Genomic DNA, 18,979 nt, shown 5'->3' on the forward strand with positions numbered 1-18,979 from the left:
AATGAATTGTTCTTCGATACCGGATTACACTCATACTTTGGATTTAGTGGTGGCACTCGGAGGGATACCGAGTGCCTTTTTCTTCCTTTTTCCAACCGATTATCCCGTTAATTATCAATCCGCTAAATCCAAAGTAATGAACAACAAGAAGAAAAACGAGGGTCAGACCGACTTTTCCTATTACGGTCTGTACCTGCTGGACTATCTCCGCACGAACAAGTTTGAACAGGCTGACGACACCGCTTTCATACGGGAACGGGCCGACCGTGCCGCCGAAACGTATGAGAGGGCACGGCTTGAAGGCTATCCCGCCGATGGTGCGCAGGAACTGGCGATGGACACGCTGCTGCGCGGGCTGCATTATTCCCGTTACGCCATCCTCCGCGAAGTCGTGGAAAACGAGTTTGCCGATGAAGTGCCGGAAGAGAAGCGTGAAGCCTTTGTCCTGAAACTGCTGCCGCTTGTCGGCAACGTGTTCTCCGTCTATGACCTCTCGGATGACAATTTCGCCCTGTCTTCCGATTACGACCTGCTCTACACGGAGCTGACGGGAGCAACCGTCCTTTACTTAGACGAATATGGCGTTTAACCGCAAACAGAAACTGCGGGACAACATCGAGGCGATACGGACGGCATTCATCCTTGACAGGGAAAATAGGACAGCGACAACCGAAGAGCGTGCCATACTTCAAAGGTACTGCGGTTTCGGCGGTCTGAAATGTATCCTCAACCCTGCAAAGGAACTGACGGATGCCGTCCGGTGGGCGAAATCCGACCTCGAACTGTTCGCCCCGACGGTGGAGCTGCACAGGCTTATCCGTGAGAACAGCAAGGACGAAACAGAGTACAAGCGGTTTGTGGATTCGCTGAAAGCGTCCGTGCTGACCGCTTTCTACACCCCCAAAGAGATAACCGACACCATCGCGGACGTGCTGGCAGATTACAGCGTCCGCCCCGCCCGTATGCTCGAACCGTCGGCAGGTGTCGGCGTGTTCGTGGATTCCATGCTGCGGCACAGCCCCAATGCGGATGTGATGGCTTTCGAGAAGGATCTGCTCACGGGTACAATCTTGAGGCATCTCTATCCCGACCAGAAAATGCGCACCTGCGGTTTTGAGAAAATCGAAAGACCGTTCAACAATTATTTCGACTTGGCGGTGTCCAACATTCCGTTCGGTGACATTGCCGTGTTCGACGCGGAGTTTCAGCGGAGCGACTCTTTCGGCAGACGCTCCGCCCAGAAAACCATCCACAACTATTTCTTTCTCAAAGGACTGGATGCCGTGCGTGACGGCGGTATCGTGGCGTTCATCACCTCGCAAGGGGTATTGAATAGCACCAAGACCTCCGTGCGTAACGAGCTGTTCAGTCAGGCCAATCTGGTATCCGCGATACGCCTGCCCAACAACCTGTTCACGGACAACGCGGGCACGGAGGTGGGCAGTGACCTGATTGTCCTGCAAAAGAACCTCAGCAAGAAGGAAATGTCGCAGGACGAGCGGCTGATGACCGTGATACAGACGGACACGAAAACCGCCCTGACCGACAACGCCTATTTCATCCACCACCCGGAACGCATCGTGCATACGATGGCGAAACTTGACACAGACCCCTACGGGAAGCCCGCTATGGTTTATCTGCACGAGGGCAAGGCAGCAGGCATCGCCGGGGATTTGCGCCGTATGCTCGACGAGGATTTCCATTACAGGCTTGCCATGCGCTTGTATTCGGGTTCAATCCGGCAGGCAGGAACGGAAGAAAAAGTTGCCGTTCAAAATAAAGTAGAGCGTCCTGCCATAAAATTGGAAACAGTATCCTCGGCGCAGACGGTGGAAACTCCGACAGAAAAGCCGCAACCCGCAGATGAAAAGCCGGAGATAGAACCGCGCCCGCAATATTCCGCAGGCGTGCAGCTCACCCTGCTTGACCTCTGGGGGATGACGGAAGAGGTCAGCCAACCGAAAACCTCCAAAAAGAAAAAGACGGTGAAAAAGGCAGTTACGGCAAAGTCCACTCCGCCCAAACCGAAAGTCACGGTTACACCGACAGCTCCAACTGCAAAACCCGCAATGGAGAATAAGGAGGTGAAAGCGGAGAACACCGCCAAGCCTGCCGACCCGGACGACATCTATGCCACACTGGACTGGGATACCAATCCTCCCATCAACGGTTTCTATGAAATGATGATGGGTTTGACGCCGGAGCGTAGGAAAGAACTTCGGGAACTGGCAAGGCAGCATAACGAGAAACAAGTGGCGGAAAAGACGGAAGTGAAAGCCGTGCCGGAAACTTCCCGTGAGCAGCCACGACAGGAGGAAACACAGCCGGAGGCAGTCGCCGCACCTGCCGTTACAGATACCCCATCGGAAGCGGTGGGGACTTTCCTTTTCCCCGACATCGAAGCGGAAAAGCCGAAGGAGGAAGTCGTGGACCTTTCTCCGCGTGCCTACCACCGCACGCCGGAGATGCACCTGCGCGAAGGGTCGCTGGTGGCTGACCGGGGGCGTCATAACATCGGCTACCTGAAAGACATCACGCCATACGGGGCGACATTCCAGCCGCTCGACCTGAAAGGATACCAGAAGGAAAAGGCGTTGTTGTATGTGTCGCTGCGTGACGCCTACGAGCGTCTGTACCGTTATGAATCGCTCCGGCGCGAGGCAAATGTTCCGTGGCGAGAGCATCTGAATACCTGTTACGATGAGTTTGTCATGCGCTACGGCAACCTCAACGCCAAGCAGAACGTGAAGTTAGTGATGATGGATGCGGGCGGGCGCGACATCCTTTCGCTGGAACGGATGGAAAACGGAAAGTTCGTCAAGGCGGACATCTTCGAGCATCCTGTTTCCTTCGCGGTGGAGAGCCATGCCAACGTAGGCTCTCCCGAAGAAGCCCTGTCTGCGTCGCTCAACAAATATGGTACGGTCAATCTCGACTATATGCGGGAGATAACCGACAGCACGGCGGAGGATTTGCTCACTGCCCTGCAAGGGCGCATCTACTACAATCCGCTCGTGACCGGTTACGAAATCAAAGACCGTTTCATCGCCGGAAATGTCATAGAGAAAGCGGAACGCATAGAGGCATGGATGGGTGACAATCCCGAAAATGAGCGTATGCCGGAGGTGAAGCAGGCGTTGGAGGCTCTGAAAGATGCCGAGCCGCAGCGCATCGCCTTCGAGGATCTGGACTTCAATTTCGGGGAACGCTGGATTCCGACGGGTGTCTATGCCGCCTACATGAGCCGGCTGTTCGACACGGAGGTGAAAATCGCCTATTCCGCAAGCATGGACGAGTTTTCGGTGGTGTGCGGCTACCGCACCATGAAAATCACGGACGAGTTTCTGGTGAAGGGGTATTACCGGAACTATGACGGTATGCACCTCCTAAAACACGCCCTGCACAACACCTGCCCTGACATGATGAAGTCCATCGGCAAGGACGAGCATGGCAACGACATCAAGATGCGCGACAGCGAGGGAATACAACTCGCCAACGCCAAGATTGACGAGATACGAAACGGCTTCTCCGAATGGCTCGAAGAGCAGTCGCCGCAGTTCAAGGAGCGGCTTGTGACGATGTATAACCGCAAGTTCAACTGTTTCGTGCGCCCGCGCTACGACGGCTCCCATCAGACCTTTCCCGACCTCAACCTGAAAGGGCTGGCAAGCCGGGGTATCAAGAGCGTCTATCCCTCACAGATGGATTGCGTCTGGATGTTGAAACAGAACGGCGGCGGAATTTGCGACCACGAGGTGGGAACCGGTAAGACGCTGATAATGTGCATCGCCGCGCATGAGATGAAGCGTCTGAATTTGGCACACAAGCCGATGATTATCGGGCTGAAAGCCAACGTTGCGGAGATTGCAGCCACCTATCAGGCGGCATATCCCAACGCACGTATTCTGTACGCTTCGGAGAAGGACTTTTCGACCGCCAACCGTGTGCGCTTCTTCAATAATATAAAGAACAACGACTACGATTGCGTCATCATGTCGCACGACCAGTTCGGCAAGATACCGCAGTCGCCGGAATTGCAGCAGCGCATCCTGCAAGCAGAGCTTGACACGGTGGAGGAAAACCTCGAAGTGCTACGGCAGCAGGGAAAGAACGTGTCGCGGGCGATGCTGAAAGGATTGGAGAAGCGCAAGCACAACCTTGAAGCGAAGCTGGAGAAGGTGGAACACGCCATAAAGTCACGCACGGACGACGTGGTGGATTTCAAGCAGATGGGCATCGACCACATCTTCATAGATGAGAGCCACCAGTTCAAGAATCTGACTTTCAACACGCGCCACGACCGTGTGGCGGGATTGGGAAACAGCGAGGGAAGCCAGAAGGCACTTAACATGCTCTTTGCCATACGCACCATACAGGAGCGCACAGGAAAAGACTTGGGTGCGACCTTCCTCTCCGGCACGACTATCAGCAACTCACTGACTGAATTGTACCTGCTGTTCAAGTACCTGCGCCCGAAGGAGCTGGAACGGCAGGACATAAGGTGTTTCGACGCTTGGGCGGCGATATTTGCCAAGAAGACGACGGATTTTGAATTTAACGTGACGAACAATGTGGTCCAGAAGGAGCGTTTCCGCTACTTCATCAAAGTGCCGGAGCTTGCCGCCTTCTATAATGAAATCACGGACTACCGCACGGCGGAGGATGTGGGCGTTGACCGTCCTGCCAAGAACGAGATACTGCACCATATACCGCCCACGCCGGAACAGGAGGACTTCATACAGAAACTGATGCAGTTCGCCAAGACGGGCGATGCCACCTTGTTGGGCAGGCTGCCGCTTTCGGAAACGGAAGAAAAGGCGAAGATGCTCATCGCCACGGACTATGCCCGGAAAATGGCACTCGACATGCGCATGATAGACCCGAATTACGAAGATCATCCCGACAACAAAGCGAGTCACTGTGCCAAGATGATCGCGGAGTATTATCAAAAATACGACGCCCAGAAAGGCACGCAGTTCGTTTTCTCTGATTTGGGGACATACCAGCCGGGCGACGGGTGGAACGTCTATTCGGAAATCAAGCGCAAACTGACGGAGGACTACGGTATACCGCCAAGCGAGGTGCGCTTCATTCAGGAGTGCAAGACCGACAAGGCGCGGAAGGCGGTGATAGACGCCATGAACGCCGGGACGGTGCGTGTGCTGTTCGGCTCTACCTCTATGCTCGGAACGGGTGTGAACGCCCAGAAACGGTGTGTGGCTATCCATCATCTCGATACGCCGTGGCGACCGTCCGACTTGCAACAGCGTGACGGACGCGGAGTTAGGGCAGGTAATGAGATTGCCAAACATTTCGCCGGGAACAACGTGGATGTAATCATCTACGCGGTGGAGAAGTCACTGGACAGCTACAAGTTCAACCTCCTGCACTGCAAGCAGACTTTCATAAGCCAGCTCAAAAGCGGTGCGATGGGTGCGCGTACCATCGACGAGGGGGCAATGGACGAAAAATCGGGCATGAATTTCTCGGAATACATGGCGTTGCTCTCCGGCAATACCGACCTGTTGGACAAGGCGAAACTGGAAAAGCGGATCGCATCGCTCGAAGGGGAACGCAAGTCGTTCAACAAGGGCAAGCGTGATTCGGAGTTCAAGCTGGAGTCAAAGACCGGCGAGTTGCGCAACAACACGGCTTTCATAGATGCCATGACGGAGGACTGGAACCGCTTCCTGTCGGTGGTGCAGACCGACAAGGAGGGCAACCGCCTTAATATAATAAAGGTGGACGGAGTGGATTCCGCCGATGAGAAGGTCATCGGAAAGCGTTTGCAGGAGATAGCCAAGAATGCCACGACCGGAGGGTTGTACACGCAGGTCGGTGAACTTTACGGTTTTCCGATAAAGGTGGTGAGCGAAAGGATACTCAAAGAGGGATTGGAGTTCACCGACAACCGCTTCGTGGTCGAGGGGAACTACAAGTACACCTACAACAACGGGCATCTGGCGATGGCTGACCCGTTGGCCGCCGCCCGCAACTTCCTCAACGCGATGGAGAGGATACCCTCCATCATCGACCAGTACAAGGCGAAGAACGAGGTGCTGGAGATGGAGATACCGCAGTTACAGGAGATAGCGGGTAAGGTGTGGAAGAAGGAGGACGAGCTGAAGCAGTTGAAGTCCGAACTTGCCGCCCTTGACCGAAAAATTCAGCTGGAGCTTGCGCCACCCACGCCCGAAGTCGCAGAAAAGGAGAATGAAGGGCAACAGCTCAAGCCGGAAGCGGAAGATGTGAGGAACAGGCAGGCGCAATATCCCGAAAATGCACCGCCGCAGATACGCAGTCCGGCGGATAGTATCGTTGCCAACCATGTCATAATCGGGCGTCCGGGACTGTATGCCAAGGAGGAAACCCGGTCCAAAGGATTGAAAATATAACCTAAGGAATTTTATCTGAAGTATTAATAAGGGCTATCCCAAAAGGTCTAAAAGTAAATTTTATCCTTTCTGCAAGTATCTATAGGATGGCAACTGCATTTTTTTCTTTTTGGGCAGCCCTTATTAAAATTTATTCTTATTTTAGGTTATATACATTCATGTCCATTTATGTAAAAAATTCCTGCTGACCTTGTTTATGTCTTGTCAGTCACCATTTGCAAAACCATATTTGACCCTCAAAGAGGCTGAATTTGATAAGTAACTTGCTACATACTCATAATAAGGAGCTAAATAGAACACGAATGGGAAATACACAAATGCTAAACTAAAGAAGATATTGGCCAAAATAAACGCTATACCGAGAGAGAAACTTGATTTTTCAACTTCCTAAAACGGTGTTGTTCAAACATTTCTACTTATTTGTACTTGCCAGTTGAACCTACGCTTCCCTAATAAAATGTCTATGGTAAAAAGTTAAAAAATCCTCCCACTTTTGTTAGATATATTTTTTTGTGTAATTTTGTAATCGTTATGCGGCAGTAATAATATACATATTAATACGAGTTAGTAATCCTGTAGTTCTCATATGCTACGAGGAGGTATTAAAAGGTGCGTTTCGACAATGCATCTACTGTAGTATATTATTGCTTAATCCAAATGAATATTATAAATTTAGGAATTCTTGCTCACATTGATGCAGGAAAAACTTCCGTAACCGAGAATCTGCTGTTTGCCAGTGGAGCAACGGAAAAGTGCGGCCGTGTGGATAATGGTGACACCATAACGGACTCTATGGATATAGAGAAACGTAGAGGAATTACTGTCCGGGCTTCTACGACATCTATTATCTGGAATGGAGTGAAATGCAATATCATTGACACTCCGGGACACATGGATTTTATTGCGGAAGTGGAGCGGACATTCAAAATGCTTGATGGAGCAGTCCTCATCTTATCCGCAAAGGAAGGCATACAAGCGCAGACAAAGTTGCTGTTCAGTACTTTACAAAAGCTGCAAATCCCGACAATTATATTTATCAATAAGATTGACCGTGCCGGTGTGAATTTGGAGCGTTTGTATATGGATATAAAAACAAATCTGTCGCAAGATGTCCTGTTTATGCAAACTGTTGTCGATGGATCGGTTTATCCGGTTTGCTCCCAAACATATATAAAGGAAGAATACAAAGAATTTGTATGCAACCATGACGACGATATATTAGAACGATATTTGGCGGATAGCGAAATTTCACCGGCTGATTATTGGAATACGATAATCGCTCTTGTGGCAAAAGCCAAAGTCTATCCGGTGCTACATGGATCAGCAATGTTCAATATCGGTATCAATGAGTTGTTGGACGCCATTTCTTCTTTTATACTTCCTCCGGCATCAGTCTCAAACAGACTTTCAGCTTATCTCTATAAGATAGAGCATGACCCCAAAGGGCATAAAAGAAGTTTTCTTAAAATAATTGACGGAAGTCTGAGACTTCGAGACGTTGTAAGAATCAACGATTCGGAAAAATTCATCAAGATTAAAAATCTAAAGACTATTTATCAGGGCAGAGAGATAAATGTTGATGAAGTGGGTGCCAATGATATCGCGATTGTAGAAGATATAGAAGATTTTCGAATCGGAGATTATTTAGGTGCTAAACCTTGTTTGATTCAAGGATTATCTCATCAGCATCCCGCTCTCAAATCCTCCGTCCGGCCAAATAAGCCCGAAGAGAGAAGCAAGGTGATATCCGCTCTGAATACATTGTGGATTGAAGACCCGTCTTTGTCCTTTTCCATAAACTCATATAGTGATGAATTGGAAATCTCGTTATATGGTTTGACCCAAAAGGAAATCATACAGACATTGCTGGAAGAACGATTTTCCGTAAAGGTCCATTTTGATGAGATCAAGACTATCTACAAAGAACGACCTATAAAAAAGGTCAATAAGATTATTCAGATCGAAGTACCACCCAACCCTTACTGGGCCACAATAGGGCTGACTCTTGAACCCTTACCGTTAGGGGCAGGGTTGCAAATCGAAAGTGACATCTCCTATGGTTATCTGAACCATTCTTTTCAAAATGCCGTTTTTGAAGGGATTCGTATGTCTTGCCAATCTGGTTTACATGGATGGGAAGTGACAGATCTGAAAGTAACTTTTACTCAAGCCGAGTATTATAGCCCGGTAAGTACACCTGCTGATTTCAGACAGCTGACCCCTTATGTCTTCAGGCTGGCTTTGCAACAGTCAGGTGTGGACATTCTCGAACCGATGCTCTGTTTTGAGTTGCAGATACCCCAAGTAGCGAGTTCCAAAGCTATTACAGATTTGCAAAAACTGATGTCTGAGATTGAAGACATCAGTTGTAATAATGAGTGGTGTCATATTAAAGGGAAAGTTCCATTAAATACAAGTAAAGACTATGCCTCAGAAGTAAGTTCGTACACTAAGGGCTTAGGCATTTTTATGGTTAAGCCATGTGGGTATCAAATAACAAAAGACGGTTATTCTGATAATATCCGCATGAACGAAAAAGATAAACTTTTATTCATGTTCCAAAAATCAATGTCATTAAAATAATGGAGCGGTCAGGAAATTTCTATAAGGCAATACGGTTGGGATATATACTTATCTCCATTCTTATCGGATGTATGGCATATAATAGCCTCTATGAATGGCAGGAGATAGAAGCATTAGAACTTGGCAATAAAAAAATAGACGAGCTCCGAAAAGAAATAAACAATATCAATATTCAAATGATAAAATTTTCTCTATTGGGTGAAACAATACTGGAATGGAACGATAAAGATATCGAGCATTACCATGCACGGCGTATGGCAATGGACAGTATGCTCTGCCGTTTCAAGGCCACCTATCCAGCAGAGCGCATCGATAGTGTGCGCAGTCTTTTAGAGGATAAGGAACGACAGATGTTCCAGATAGTCCGGTTAATGGATGAACAACAATCTATTAACAAGAAGATAGCCAATCAAATTCCGGTTATTGTACAGAAAAGTGTGCAGGAACAGTCCAAAAAGCCAAAACGAAAAGGTTTCTTAGGCATATTCGGCAAAAAAAAGGAAGTAACTCCAGCAGTATCAACCACTATCCTTCATTCGGTCAATAGAAACGTAATCAGCGAACAGAAAGTGCAGGATCGCCAATTGTCGGAACAAGCCGACAGCCTTGCAGCTCGTAATGCAGAACTTAACAGACAACTGCAAGAATTGATTTGCCAAATAGAAGAAAAGGTACAAACCGAACTGCAAAGCCGGGAAAACGAAATAGTTGCCATGCGTGAAAAGTCATTTATGCAAGTAGGCGGTTTAATGGGATTCGTTCTTCTATTGTTGTTAATTTCCTACATCATCATACATCGTGATGCAAAAAGCATTAAACAATACAAGCACAAGACAACTGATTTGATAAGGCAACTGGAACAATCCGTACAACGGAACGAGGCACTGATAACGTCAAGGAAGAAGGCGGTACATACTATCACCCATGAACTGCGCACACCGCTGACAGCAATAACAGGCTATGCCGGACTGATACGGAAAGAACAGTGTGAGGATAAGTCCGGGCAGTATATCCAAAACATACTGCAATCCTCCGACCGTATGCGGGATATGCTTAACACTTTGCTTGACTTCTTCCGCCTGGACAACGGCAAGGAACAGCCCCGTCTGTCACCCTGCCGGATTTCAGCAATCACGCACACACTTGAAACGGAGTTCATGCCTGTTGCCGTGAACAAAGGGCTGTCCTTGTCCGTGAAGACTGGACACGATGCCATTGTATTGACCGACAAAGAGCGAATAATACAAATCGGGAATAACCTGCTGTCAAACGCTGTCAAGTTCACAGAAGAAGGCGGTGTTTCTTTGATTACTGAATATGATAATGGAGTTCTGACACTGGTCGTTGAAGATACAGGTACAGGCATGACAGAAGAGGAACAGAAACAAGCGTTCGGTGCGTTTGAACGTCTATCAAATGCCGCCGCAAAGGAGGGTTTCGGGCTTGGGCTTGCCATAATGCGTAATATTGTGTCGATGCTTGGCGGAACAATCCGTTTAGACAGCAAGAAAGGGAAAGGCAGTCGTTTCACAGTTGAAATTTCTATGCAGGAAGCTGAAGAACAGCTTGGATATACAAGCAATACACCTGTTTATCATAACAATAAATTCCATGATGTTGTCGCCATTGACAATGATGAGGTATTACTTCTGATGCTGAAAGAGATGTATTCCCAAGAAGGAATACACTGCGACACTTGCACCGATGCTGCGGCACTGATGGAAATGATACGCCAGAAAGAATACAGCCTGTTGCTGACAGACTTGAATATGCCCGATATAAACGGTTTCGAATTGCTGGAACTGTTGCGTTCGTCCAACGTGGGCAATTCACCAACAATCCCGGTGGTTGTGGCAACCGCTTCGGGCAGTTGTAACAAAGGGGAACTATTGGCAAAAGGCTTTGCCGGATGCCTGTTCAAACCGTTCTCCATATCGGAACTGATGGAGGTTTCCGACAGGTGTGCCATAAAAGCGACACCGGACGGGAAACCGGACTTTTCCGCCTTATTGTCCTATGGCAATGAAGCCGTCATGCTGGAAAAGTTGATAACTGAAACAGAAAAGGAAATGCAGGCGGTACGGGATGCAGCAAAAGAAAAAGACCTGCAAAAGCTGGATTCCCTGATCCACCACCTGCGCAGTTCGTGGGAGGTGCTCCGTGCCGACCAACCGCTGAATGTACTTTACGGATTGCTTCGTGGCGATGCTCTCCCGGATGGTGAAGCGTTAAGCCATGCCGTGACTGCCGTGCTGGATAAGGGAGTGGAAATAATACGGTTGGCAGAAGAGGAAAGGAGAAAATACGAAGATGAATAAGACAAAAATAATTGTGGTGGAAGACAACATCGTGTATTGCGAATATGTCTGCAATATGCTGTCACGGGAGGGCTACCGCAATATGAAGGCTTACCACCTCTCAACCGCGAAGAAACATCTGCAACAGGCAACAGATAATGATATCGTGGTTGCCGACCTGCGTCTGCCTGACGGCAGTGGCATAGACCTTTTGTGCTGGATGCGAAAGGAGGGAAAGATGCAGCCCTTCATCATTATGACCGACTACGCCGAAGTTAATACCGCCGTGGAAAGCATGAAACTCGGCTCGATAGACTATATTCCCAAACAGCTTGTGGAGGATAAACTTGTCCCCCTGATCCGTTCCATACTGAAAGAACGTCAGGCAGGACAACGCCGTATGCCTATATTCGCCCGTGAAGGTTCCGCCTTTCAGAAAATCATGCACCGCATAAGGCTGGTAGCCGCCACCGATATGAGCGTGATGATATTTGGTGAGAACGGCACGGGCAAGGAGCATATTGCCCACCTGTTGCATGACAAGAGCAAACGTGCAGGCAAGCCATTTGTGGCGGTGGACTGCGGTTCACTCTCCAAAGAGCTTGCACCGTCGGCTTTCTTCGGACACGTCAAAGGTGCATTTACAGGTGCGGACAATGCCAAGAAAGGATATTTCCATGAGGCGGAAGGCGGCACGTTGTTTCTGGACGAGGTAGGAAACCTCGCGTTGGAAACCCAACAGATGTTGCTCCGTGCCATACAGGAGAGGCGGTATCGCCCGGTCGGAGACAAGGCAGACCGGAATTTCAATGTCCGCATCATCGCTGCTACCAATGAAGATTTGGAGGTATCGGTGAATGAAAAGCGTTTTCGGCAGGATCTTCTGTACCGCCTGCACGACTTCGGGATAACCGTTCCTCCGTTGCGTGACTGTCAAGAAGACATTATGCCGCTGGCAGAGTTCTTCCGTGATATGGCAAACAGAGAGCTGGAGTGTAGCGTGAGCGGGTTCAGTTCCGAAGCACGTAAAGCGTTGCTGACACACGCATGGCCGGGCAACGTGCGGGAACTTCGGCAGAAAGTTATGGGTGCTGTATTGCAGGCGCAGGAAGGTGTTGTCATGAAAGAGCATCTGGAACTTGCCGTGACGAAACCGACCTCTACTGTCAGCTTCGCCTTGCGCAATGACGCGGAGGATAAGGAGCGGATATTGCGTGCGTTGAAACAGGCAAACGGCAACCGGAGTGTCGCCGCAGAACTGCTCGGCATAGGCAGGACAACACTATACAGCAAACTTGAAGAGTATGGACTTAAATATAAATTCAAGCAATCATAGCCCGTAATTCACTGAATTTGGCTATCTTTGCATAACATTTGAGAAAAACGGCGATTGGCAGGAGCTTTTCGCCGCCAACATATAGGATAAGACCGCAAGGCGTTTCAAGCGAAAATCTGGTAAATTGGAACTACGGAGACGATTGCGTGATGCTTATGCTATGCTTACGCATAGCGTGCATTCACGTACTCTCCGTAAAGGCTTTACCAGAGCCATCGCTTGAAGGTAGTGTGAATTGCACGCTACTTTTTTACCCTTGCCTAACGAAAGGAAACGATTATGGGTAAAGTTCAGATTCTCGCCGTACTGACGATGGACGGATGTCTTTCTTCAGAGTTATATGATAAAGCACATCAGGATTTGTGCCTTGACCGTTGCGGTCTTGATGAAATCAGGAAGAAAGCCTTTTACCGTGTGACACCGGACTATTCCATTTCAATGCTGCACGAATGGAGAAAAGACTGCACAAACATCCGTTACCTCGCGGAAGCCACACCGGACACGGCAGACTATATAAACGGACTGCTGCGGATGCACGCTGTGGATGAAATCATACTATACACCGTTCCTTTCATATCCGGAAGCGGACGACATTTTTTTAAGTCGGCTCTGCCAGAGCAACACTGGACGCTTTCCTCTTTGAAAAGCTATCCCAACGGTGTATGTCGCATTATCTATATCCTTGATAAAAAAGCAAGATAGCCAAAATGTGCGGCAAGCATACATTTCTATTTTCAGGAATAGAATAAATGTTCCGATTACAAACAATTTAAGTCGGAGATAATTTGTCCTTGTGAAAAAATACTGAATTTTATACCTCTGAAATCCAGCACTTTGTAAAATTGAGTGTTGGATTTTTTATTTTCTGCCGCGTTTTTTGCCAATTATATTCATGTGCGCACGCAGAAAACAAAGTGTAATTTTCAAAATTGACAGAACCATGAATTATTTCTTGCTGGCGGAAACCGACTTTTTCCGCCTGATAAACGAAGCCGGCGACTGCAATATGGAAACGGCATACACGGCTTTCGCCACCCAAGTGATCGAACTGTGCAACGGCGGCATGGACATGAACCTTACCGTCATCGCGCTTGCCTACATCGAAATCGAGTTGCAGCACCATCCCGTACGTAATCTGTCAGAAGAAAAAAGAGAGATTGCCGCCTACGTCAGCAAGGCTCTGTCTTTCGTAAGAAAGATGCAGAAATTCCTTGCCACGCCCCAAGTGCCACCACTAATATCCGCCAACAACGCAACAGAAACCACCGCCAGCCTTCTTCAATGGACGGGCAATGCCATCGACCTCGTGGAACTTATCTACGGCATAGACGTGATGGGCTGCATCAACAACGGCAATATGCCGCTCAAACAGCTCGCCCCACTTCTCTATAAGATATTCGGGGTTGATTCTAAAGACTGCTACCGCTTCTACACTGATATCAAACGCCGGAAGAACGAAAGCCGCACCTATTTCATTGACAGGATGCAGGAAAAACTGAACGAGAGAATGTTGCGTGATGAGGAGTTGGAGCGGATGAGAAAATAAAAAAATATCCATTACATATGAGAAGACAGGAATACTCGTATCCTGTCTTTTTATTTTCATTTAATTATATATTAATTAGCACAATATATGTGAGTTTTTCATTCCTATAAGGACAAATTTCAGAAACGTATGTCTGGTAAATTATTGAGTCATCATAGTATGAACATATATCATTACTAAAAACAATGAAACAACTTCCATAAGATTGTGGTTGTAAAAATCGCCATTTAATAGCCCGTTTTTTTTGTAAAATTCGCCAATTAAAAAAATATGATTATCTTTGCATTATATTTTATAAGGTATGGAAACAGTAAATAGAATACTTCAAGAGAAGATTACAGCACGAATCGCGCCCAATAAAGCAGTACTGATTTTTGGTGCTCGCCGTGTTGGTAAAACGGTAATGATGCGTAAAATTGTGGACAACTATTCAGGTAGGACGATGATGCTCAACGGCGAAGACTACGACACATTAGCACTATTGGAGAATCGCTCAATAGCCAATTATCGGCATTTATTGGATGGTATTGATTTGCTGGCTATTGATGAGGCACAGAACATACCACAAATCGGTAGTATTCTGAAGTTGATAGTTGATGAAATACCGGGAATAAGTGTCTTGGCAAGTGGTTCTTCGTCATTCGATTTGCTGAATAAGACTGGTGAACCGTTGGTCGGCCGCAGTACGCAATTTCTCCTTACACCATTCTCGCAACGGGAAATCGCACAGACGGAAACGGCACTTGAAACCCGCCAGAACCTCGAAGCGCGCTTGATTTACGGTTCCTATCCCGAAGTAGTAATGATGGAGAACTATGAACGTAAAACAGACTACCTACGTGATATTGTCGGTGCATACCTGCTTAAAGATATCTTAGCAATTGACGGCTTAAAAAATTCGAGCAAGATGCGCGATCTACTGCGATTGATAGCTTTTCAGTTGGGCAGCGAAGTTTCTTACGAAGAGTTAGGTAAACAACTCGGCATGAGCAAGACGACCGTTGAAAAATACCTCGACCTATTGGAAAAGGTCTTCGTTATCTATCGTCTGGGGGCTTATTCGCGTAACCTACGCAAGGAGGTTACAAAAGCTGGCAAGTGGTACTTCTACGACAACGGCATTCGCAATGCCATTATCGGGGCTTTCTCACCGCTGGCCATTCGGCAGGATGTCGGTGCGCTGTGGGAGAACTACATCATCGGAGAGCGGCGCAAAGCGAACTTCAATGAGGGACTGCACAGGGAGTTCTATTTCTGGCGCACCTACGACAAACAGGAAATCGACCTGATTGAGGAGAGTGCCGACAGTCTTACCGCCTTGGAGTTCAAGTGGGGAAATAAAATGCCGGCCGCACCGAAAGCCTTCCAAGAAGCCTATCCCTATGCCGAGTTTCATGTGGTAAATCGGGAGAATTATTTGGAGTTCGTATAATCAATAAATTACGTATATGGAAACAAAACTACAATCCAAACAGCAATATCCGCGGTTTATCCAAAATAAACCGTGTGGTATTGACAAATTCGATGGAGGTTCGCAAGAAAGGTTGGCAAAAACTATTGCTCGCCATTTTTGTCAGAATGATTCATTGGATGAGGAATGTACTTTACCTCGAATTATCGGCATCGAAGGTATTTGGGGATCTGGAAAATCCAACGTGGTTAAAATGTTGGAACGTGAATTATCAGACGACTATTACTTTTTTGAGTATGACGCATGGGGACATCAAGAGGACTTGCAACGCCGCTCTATATTGGAATTGCTTACAAGCAAACTTATTGATGATGGTATCCTATCTGGAAATGCAACAATAAAAGTCAAAGGTGGAGGTACGAAAACCGTATCATGGTCTGAAAAGCTGAAATATTTATTAGCCCGTAAAACGGAGACCGTAACCGAAAAATATCCCCTTATCAGTAATGGTATGGTTGCGGCATTTTTGGTTGCAGTTTTAACTCCGATATTTACATTTATTGCGTATGCAGTAAAACCTACACCCACAACATGGTGGTTTTCTTTATTGTCTATTATCATAGCTGCACTGCCAGTTCTTATTGCATTGTGCGTTTGGAAATGGGCATATAGCAAAGATCATAAATATGGATGGAGTTATATGTTAGCTATTTATCAAGATAAAGTCGAAAAGGACGTTTGCTATGAGACTTTGAGCGAAGACGAACCAACGGTTTACGAGTTCAAAACATGGATGCAAGACATTTCTGATTTTATCAAGGAAAAAGGACAACGTAAATTAGTCCTTGTTTTTGACAACATGGATCGTCTCCCCGCTGAAAAAGTAAAAGAATTATGGTCTTCTATCCATACGTTCTTCGCCGATAGCGGTTTTGAAAATGTTTGGGCTGTTATTCCTTTCGATGAAACACATTTAGCTTGTGCATTCGGAGATGAGACCGACGAACAAACGAAACAACTGACCAAGTATTTTATCAATAAAACTTTCCCTATTGTTTATCGTGTTGCTCCTCCTGTTATTACCGACTATCGAAGTATATTCAACAAACTGTTTGTTGAAGCATTTGGAGAAACAGAAAATGAAGCGAAAGAAACTATAAATCGGATATTCAGATTGGTAAATCCTAATGCCAATGTTAGGGAAATTATATCATATATCAATGAGATGGTCGCTCTTAAACAAGAGTGGTGTAACGAAATTTTGATGATAAACATAGCATTGTTCTGTTTGAAGAAGACGGATATTCTGGCAAATCCAGTAGAACAAATATTGTCCGGCGACTATCTGAATGGCATTCAAACAATAATTAACAATGATCTGCAAACACAACGCGAAATTGCAGCTTTGGTATATGGTGTCGATGTTGAAGATGCTCGACAAATTCCATTGAAAAAATATATTGAAGGCTGCATCAACGGAGAAGAAGACCACGACATAAATCAATATGCAGAGACTAATAAACAATTTGACACTGTATTAGAAGAAGTTATACAATGTATGGACAATGCGCTTATCGATAAGATTATACATTGTTTGCATAAATTAACTCGAAAGAGCGATGTTATTCTGCGTGTATGGCAAAGAATAGCACAATTGAAATTAAAAGAATCCATAGAGAAGCAGGTGTTCCCTGTCGAATACCAAGAACTGCTGTTGCATTTAGACACGGAAAGCCAAAACCATGTGATTGCTCAATTATATAAGAAGATAGTTCGGTTCAATGACTTCAATGGCGGCGACTATTTCAAAACGTTAGATGCAATAGACAGGTTTATTGCGCAAAATAAGTTGGCGTGCGATTTTACGTCATTGATTGAAGCAAAAACAGTCAAGCCAAATACATTTATCGATTATATTCAAGCTGCAAATGCAACAGATGCTGCCTATCGGGATAACGCGACAACTAAAGCATATAAATATTATCAAGTAGCAACAAATTCGGAGGCGCTCGATAATTATTTGGCAAACTTACTACCCGATAATTTCGACCATGCAGATATTGTAAAAACGTTAAAAGATAATTCTACCTATACGTTTCCAACGCTTTTGCAAGCGATCACGAATTGCATTGATGAACAGAATGTAAATAAAGATAATATAGGGGCTATATTTACAACCTATCGTTTATTGGCATCTGACGAAGAAAGACCTTTACCTGTAACGTTAGATTCAACCTACATAAATCAGTTGCATTCTGAATTAGAAACTGATGGCCGAAACATTAAAGAGTCTGGATATTACGATTTAGTCGCCATGCAATTGGCACATGGTCATTCCGTTTCCTTAATAGAGGGTGGAGATATAAAATATGTTGCAGAACTCATGGACTATTATGTGGATCATGGAGACTTATTAGTAAATAGTGTGGGATGGAATATACCGCTATTAAATGAAACACTACAATACATGGTAAATCATAAACTTGGCTATAAATTATTGCTCTCAGACATATTGCCCCAATTTGAAGATATTAAGAACAGAATAGGTGTAACGGATGAGGTATTTATCGAGCATTTAGCAGAGTGGAATACCGATTTGGATAAGTATATCACTAAGAACAATATTAAAGATGTAATTCCTGACGCATCTTTTTACGATTTGACCACTAAAATAAGCAATGTCCTGACCGATCATATCAATAAAATAGCGTTCGAAGCGTTGTCTGAAATAAGTGTTGATACATTATACGCCCAAAGAACAGCACATACATCATATTATTGGTTTGTCGCAATAAAACATTTACTGGCTAAAATCAAATCCTTGCCAGATAACTTGACTGAATTTGGCAAAAAGATTCTGATGGATATTGCTTCTGGAACTCAAAGTTTGAATCCTTTCCCTAATTGTTTCAAGAATATAGTTGAAAGATTGGATAAACGAAAAATTAAATCGACAGTTACCGATATAAGAAATGATTTCTGCATCGGTAAAAAGACTATCAATGCAATAAAGTTTCAATTTTTCGAAACATGGCTTAGATCGCATGGTAATTTGAAAAGTCAAGCTGGAGACGTTATTGATAAAATAGTGAAACCTGTAATTTCCGATGGGGCATGCCGTTCATTGATTCTGCAAAACAAAGATTTTTATATGGATTTAATAAATACAGCAGGGGATGATGCTTATGAATTGAAAAAGAGTCTCCGAAACCTCATACAAAAAGATTCAGATCCGCAATTGGTTAAATTTGTCAATTCGATAGATTCAGTACCTGAGGTTGAAACCGCGTAAGTATTTGTCTAACAAGTCCGAATTTTACGATTTTACCCGTCAGAACTGAAGTGCCCCCCAAAAAAATTGTATCCAACTTTTGGGGGTCACTTCAAACTTCGATAGGGATAATTTTCAAT

The 18,979-nt window shown here is 45.9% G+C and carries 9 protein-coding genes; all 9 read left to right on the forward strand.

Features of this window, described 5'->3' with window-relative positions:
- Window position 1: 1 nt before the first annotated feature.
- Window positions 2–589: a DUF1896 domain-containing protein gene (locus BUC01_RS11460; RefSeq protein WP_004291461.1), complete on the forward strand. Its 588-nt coding sequence runs from the start codon at window positions 2–4 to the stop codon at window positions 587–589.
- On the forward strand, window positions 579–6,395 hold the full coding sequence (locus BUC01_RS11465; protein ID WP_004291462.1) for an N-6 DNA methylase: 5,817 nt from the start codon (window positions 579–581) through the stop codon (window positions 6,393–6,395). Before BUC01_RS11460 ends, BUC01_RS11465 begins: the two co-directional genes overlap by 11 nt.
- Before the next feature lie 657 nt (window positions 6,396–7,052).
- Window positions 7,053–8,978, forward strand: coding sequence for a tetracycline resistance ribosomal protection protein Tet(Q) (tet(Q), locus tag BUC01_RS11470; RefSeq protein WP_004291466.1), 1,926 nt, complete (start codon window positions 7,053–7,055; stop codon window positions 8,976–8,978).
- Window positions 8,978–11,296 carry a hybrid sensor histidine kinase/response regulator gene (locus BUC01_RS11475; protein WP_004291467.1) on the forward strand — a complete coding sequence of 773 codons (2,319 nt, stop codon included), beginning with the start codon at window positions 8,978–8,980 and terminating at the stop codon, window positions 11,294–11,296. The genes tet(Q) and BUC01_RS11475 overlap by 1 nt, the downstream gene beginning before the upstream one ends.
- Window positions 11,289–12,611 carry a sigma-54-dependent transcriptional regulator gene (locus BUC01_RS11480; RefSeq protein ID WP_004291471.1) on the forward strand — a complete coding sequence of 441 codons (1,323 nt, stop codon included), beginning with the start codon at window positions 11,289–11,291 and terminating at the stop codon, window positions 12,609–12,611. Before BUC01_RS11475 ends, BUC01_RS11480 begins: the two co-directional genes overlap by 8 nt.
- A gap of 279 nt (window positions 12,612–12,890) precedes the next feature.
- Window positions 12,891–13,313: a dihydrofolate reductase family protein gene (locus BUC01_RS11485; RefSeq protein ID WP_004291474.1), complete on the forward strand. Its 423-nt coding sequence runs from the start codon at window positions 12,891–12,893 to the stop codon at window positions 13,311–13,313.
- A gap of 238 nt (window positions 13,314–13,551) precedes the next feature.
- The gene (locus BUC01_RS11490) at window positions 13,552–14,157 is read left to right on the forward strand and encodes an RteC domain-containing protein (protein ID WP_004304269.1); all 606 of its coding nucleotides are present in this window, start codon (window positions 13,552–13,554) and stop codon (window positions 14,155–14,157) included.
- Window positions 14,158–14,458: 301 nt separating this feature from the next.
- On the forward strand, window positions 14,459–15,589 hold the full coding sequence (locus BUC01_RS11495; protein ID WP_004291480.1) for an ATP-binding protein: 1,131 nt from the start codon (window positions 14,459–14,461) through the stop codon (window positions 15,587–15,589).
- Window positions 15,590–15,605: 16 nt separating this feature from the next.
- Window positions 15,606–18,860, forward strand: a complete 3,255-nt coding sequence (locus tag BUC01_RS11500; RefSeq protein WP_004291481.1) for a P-loop NTPase fold protein — start codon at window positions 15,606–15,608, stop codon at window positions 18,858–18,860.
- Window positions 18,861–18,979 lie beyond the last annotated feature (119 nt).

This window comes from Bacteroides stercorirosoris (assembly GCF_900142015.1).
GTDB classification, from domain to species: Bacteria; Bacteroidota; Bacteroidia; order Bacteroidales; family Bacteroidaceae; genus Bacteroides; species Bacteroides stercorirosoris.

Excerpts from the sequence above, each read along its gene's own strand:
- BUC01_RS11485 (WP_004291474.1), top strand. The coding sequence starts at position 12,891 with ATGGGTAAAGTTCAGATTCTCGCCGTACTGACGATGGACGGATGTCTT.
- BUC01_RS11480 (WP_004291471.1), top strand. The coding sequence starts at position 11,289 with ATGAATAAGACAAAAATAATTGTGGTGGAAGACAACATCGTGTATTGC.
- BUC01_RS11500 (WP_004291481.1), top strand. The coding sequence starts at position 15,606 with ATGGAAACAAAACTACAATCCAAACAGCAATATCCGCGGTTTATCCAA.
- BUC01_RS11495 (WP_004291480.1), top strand. The coding sequence starts at position 14,459 with ATGGAAACAGTAAATAGAATACTTCAAGAGAAGATTACAGCACGAATC.
- BUC01_RS11490 (WP_004304269.1), top strand. The coding sequence starts at position 13,552 with ATGAATTATTTCTTGCTGGCGGAAACCGACTTTTTCCGCCTGATAAAC.
- BUC01_RS11475 (WP_004291467.1), top strand. The coding sequence starts at position 8,978 with ATGGAGCGGTCAGGAAATTTCTATAAGGCAATACGGTTGGGATATATA.
- BUC01_RS11465 (WP_004291462.1), top strand. The coding sequence starts at position 579 with ATGGCGTTTAACCGCAAACAGAAACTGCGGGACAACATCGAGGCGATA.
- BUC01_RS11460 (WP_004291461.1), top strand. The coding sequence starts at position 2 with ATGAATTGTTCTTCGATACCGGATTACACTCATACTTTGGATTTAGTG.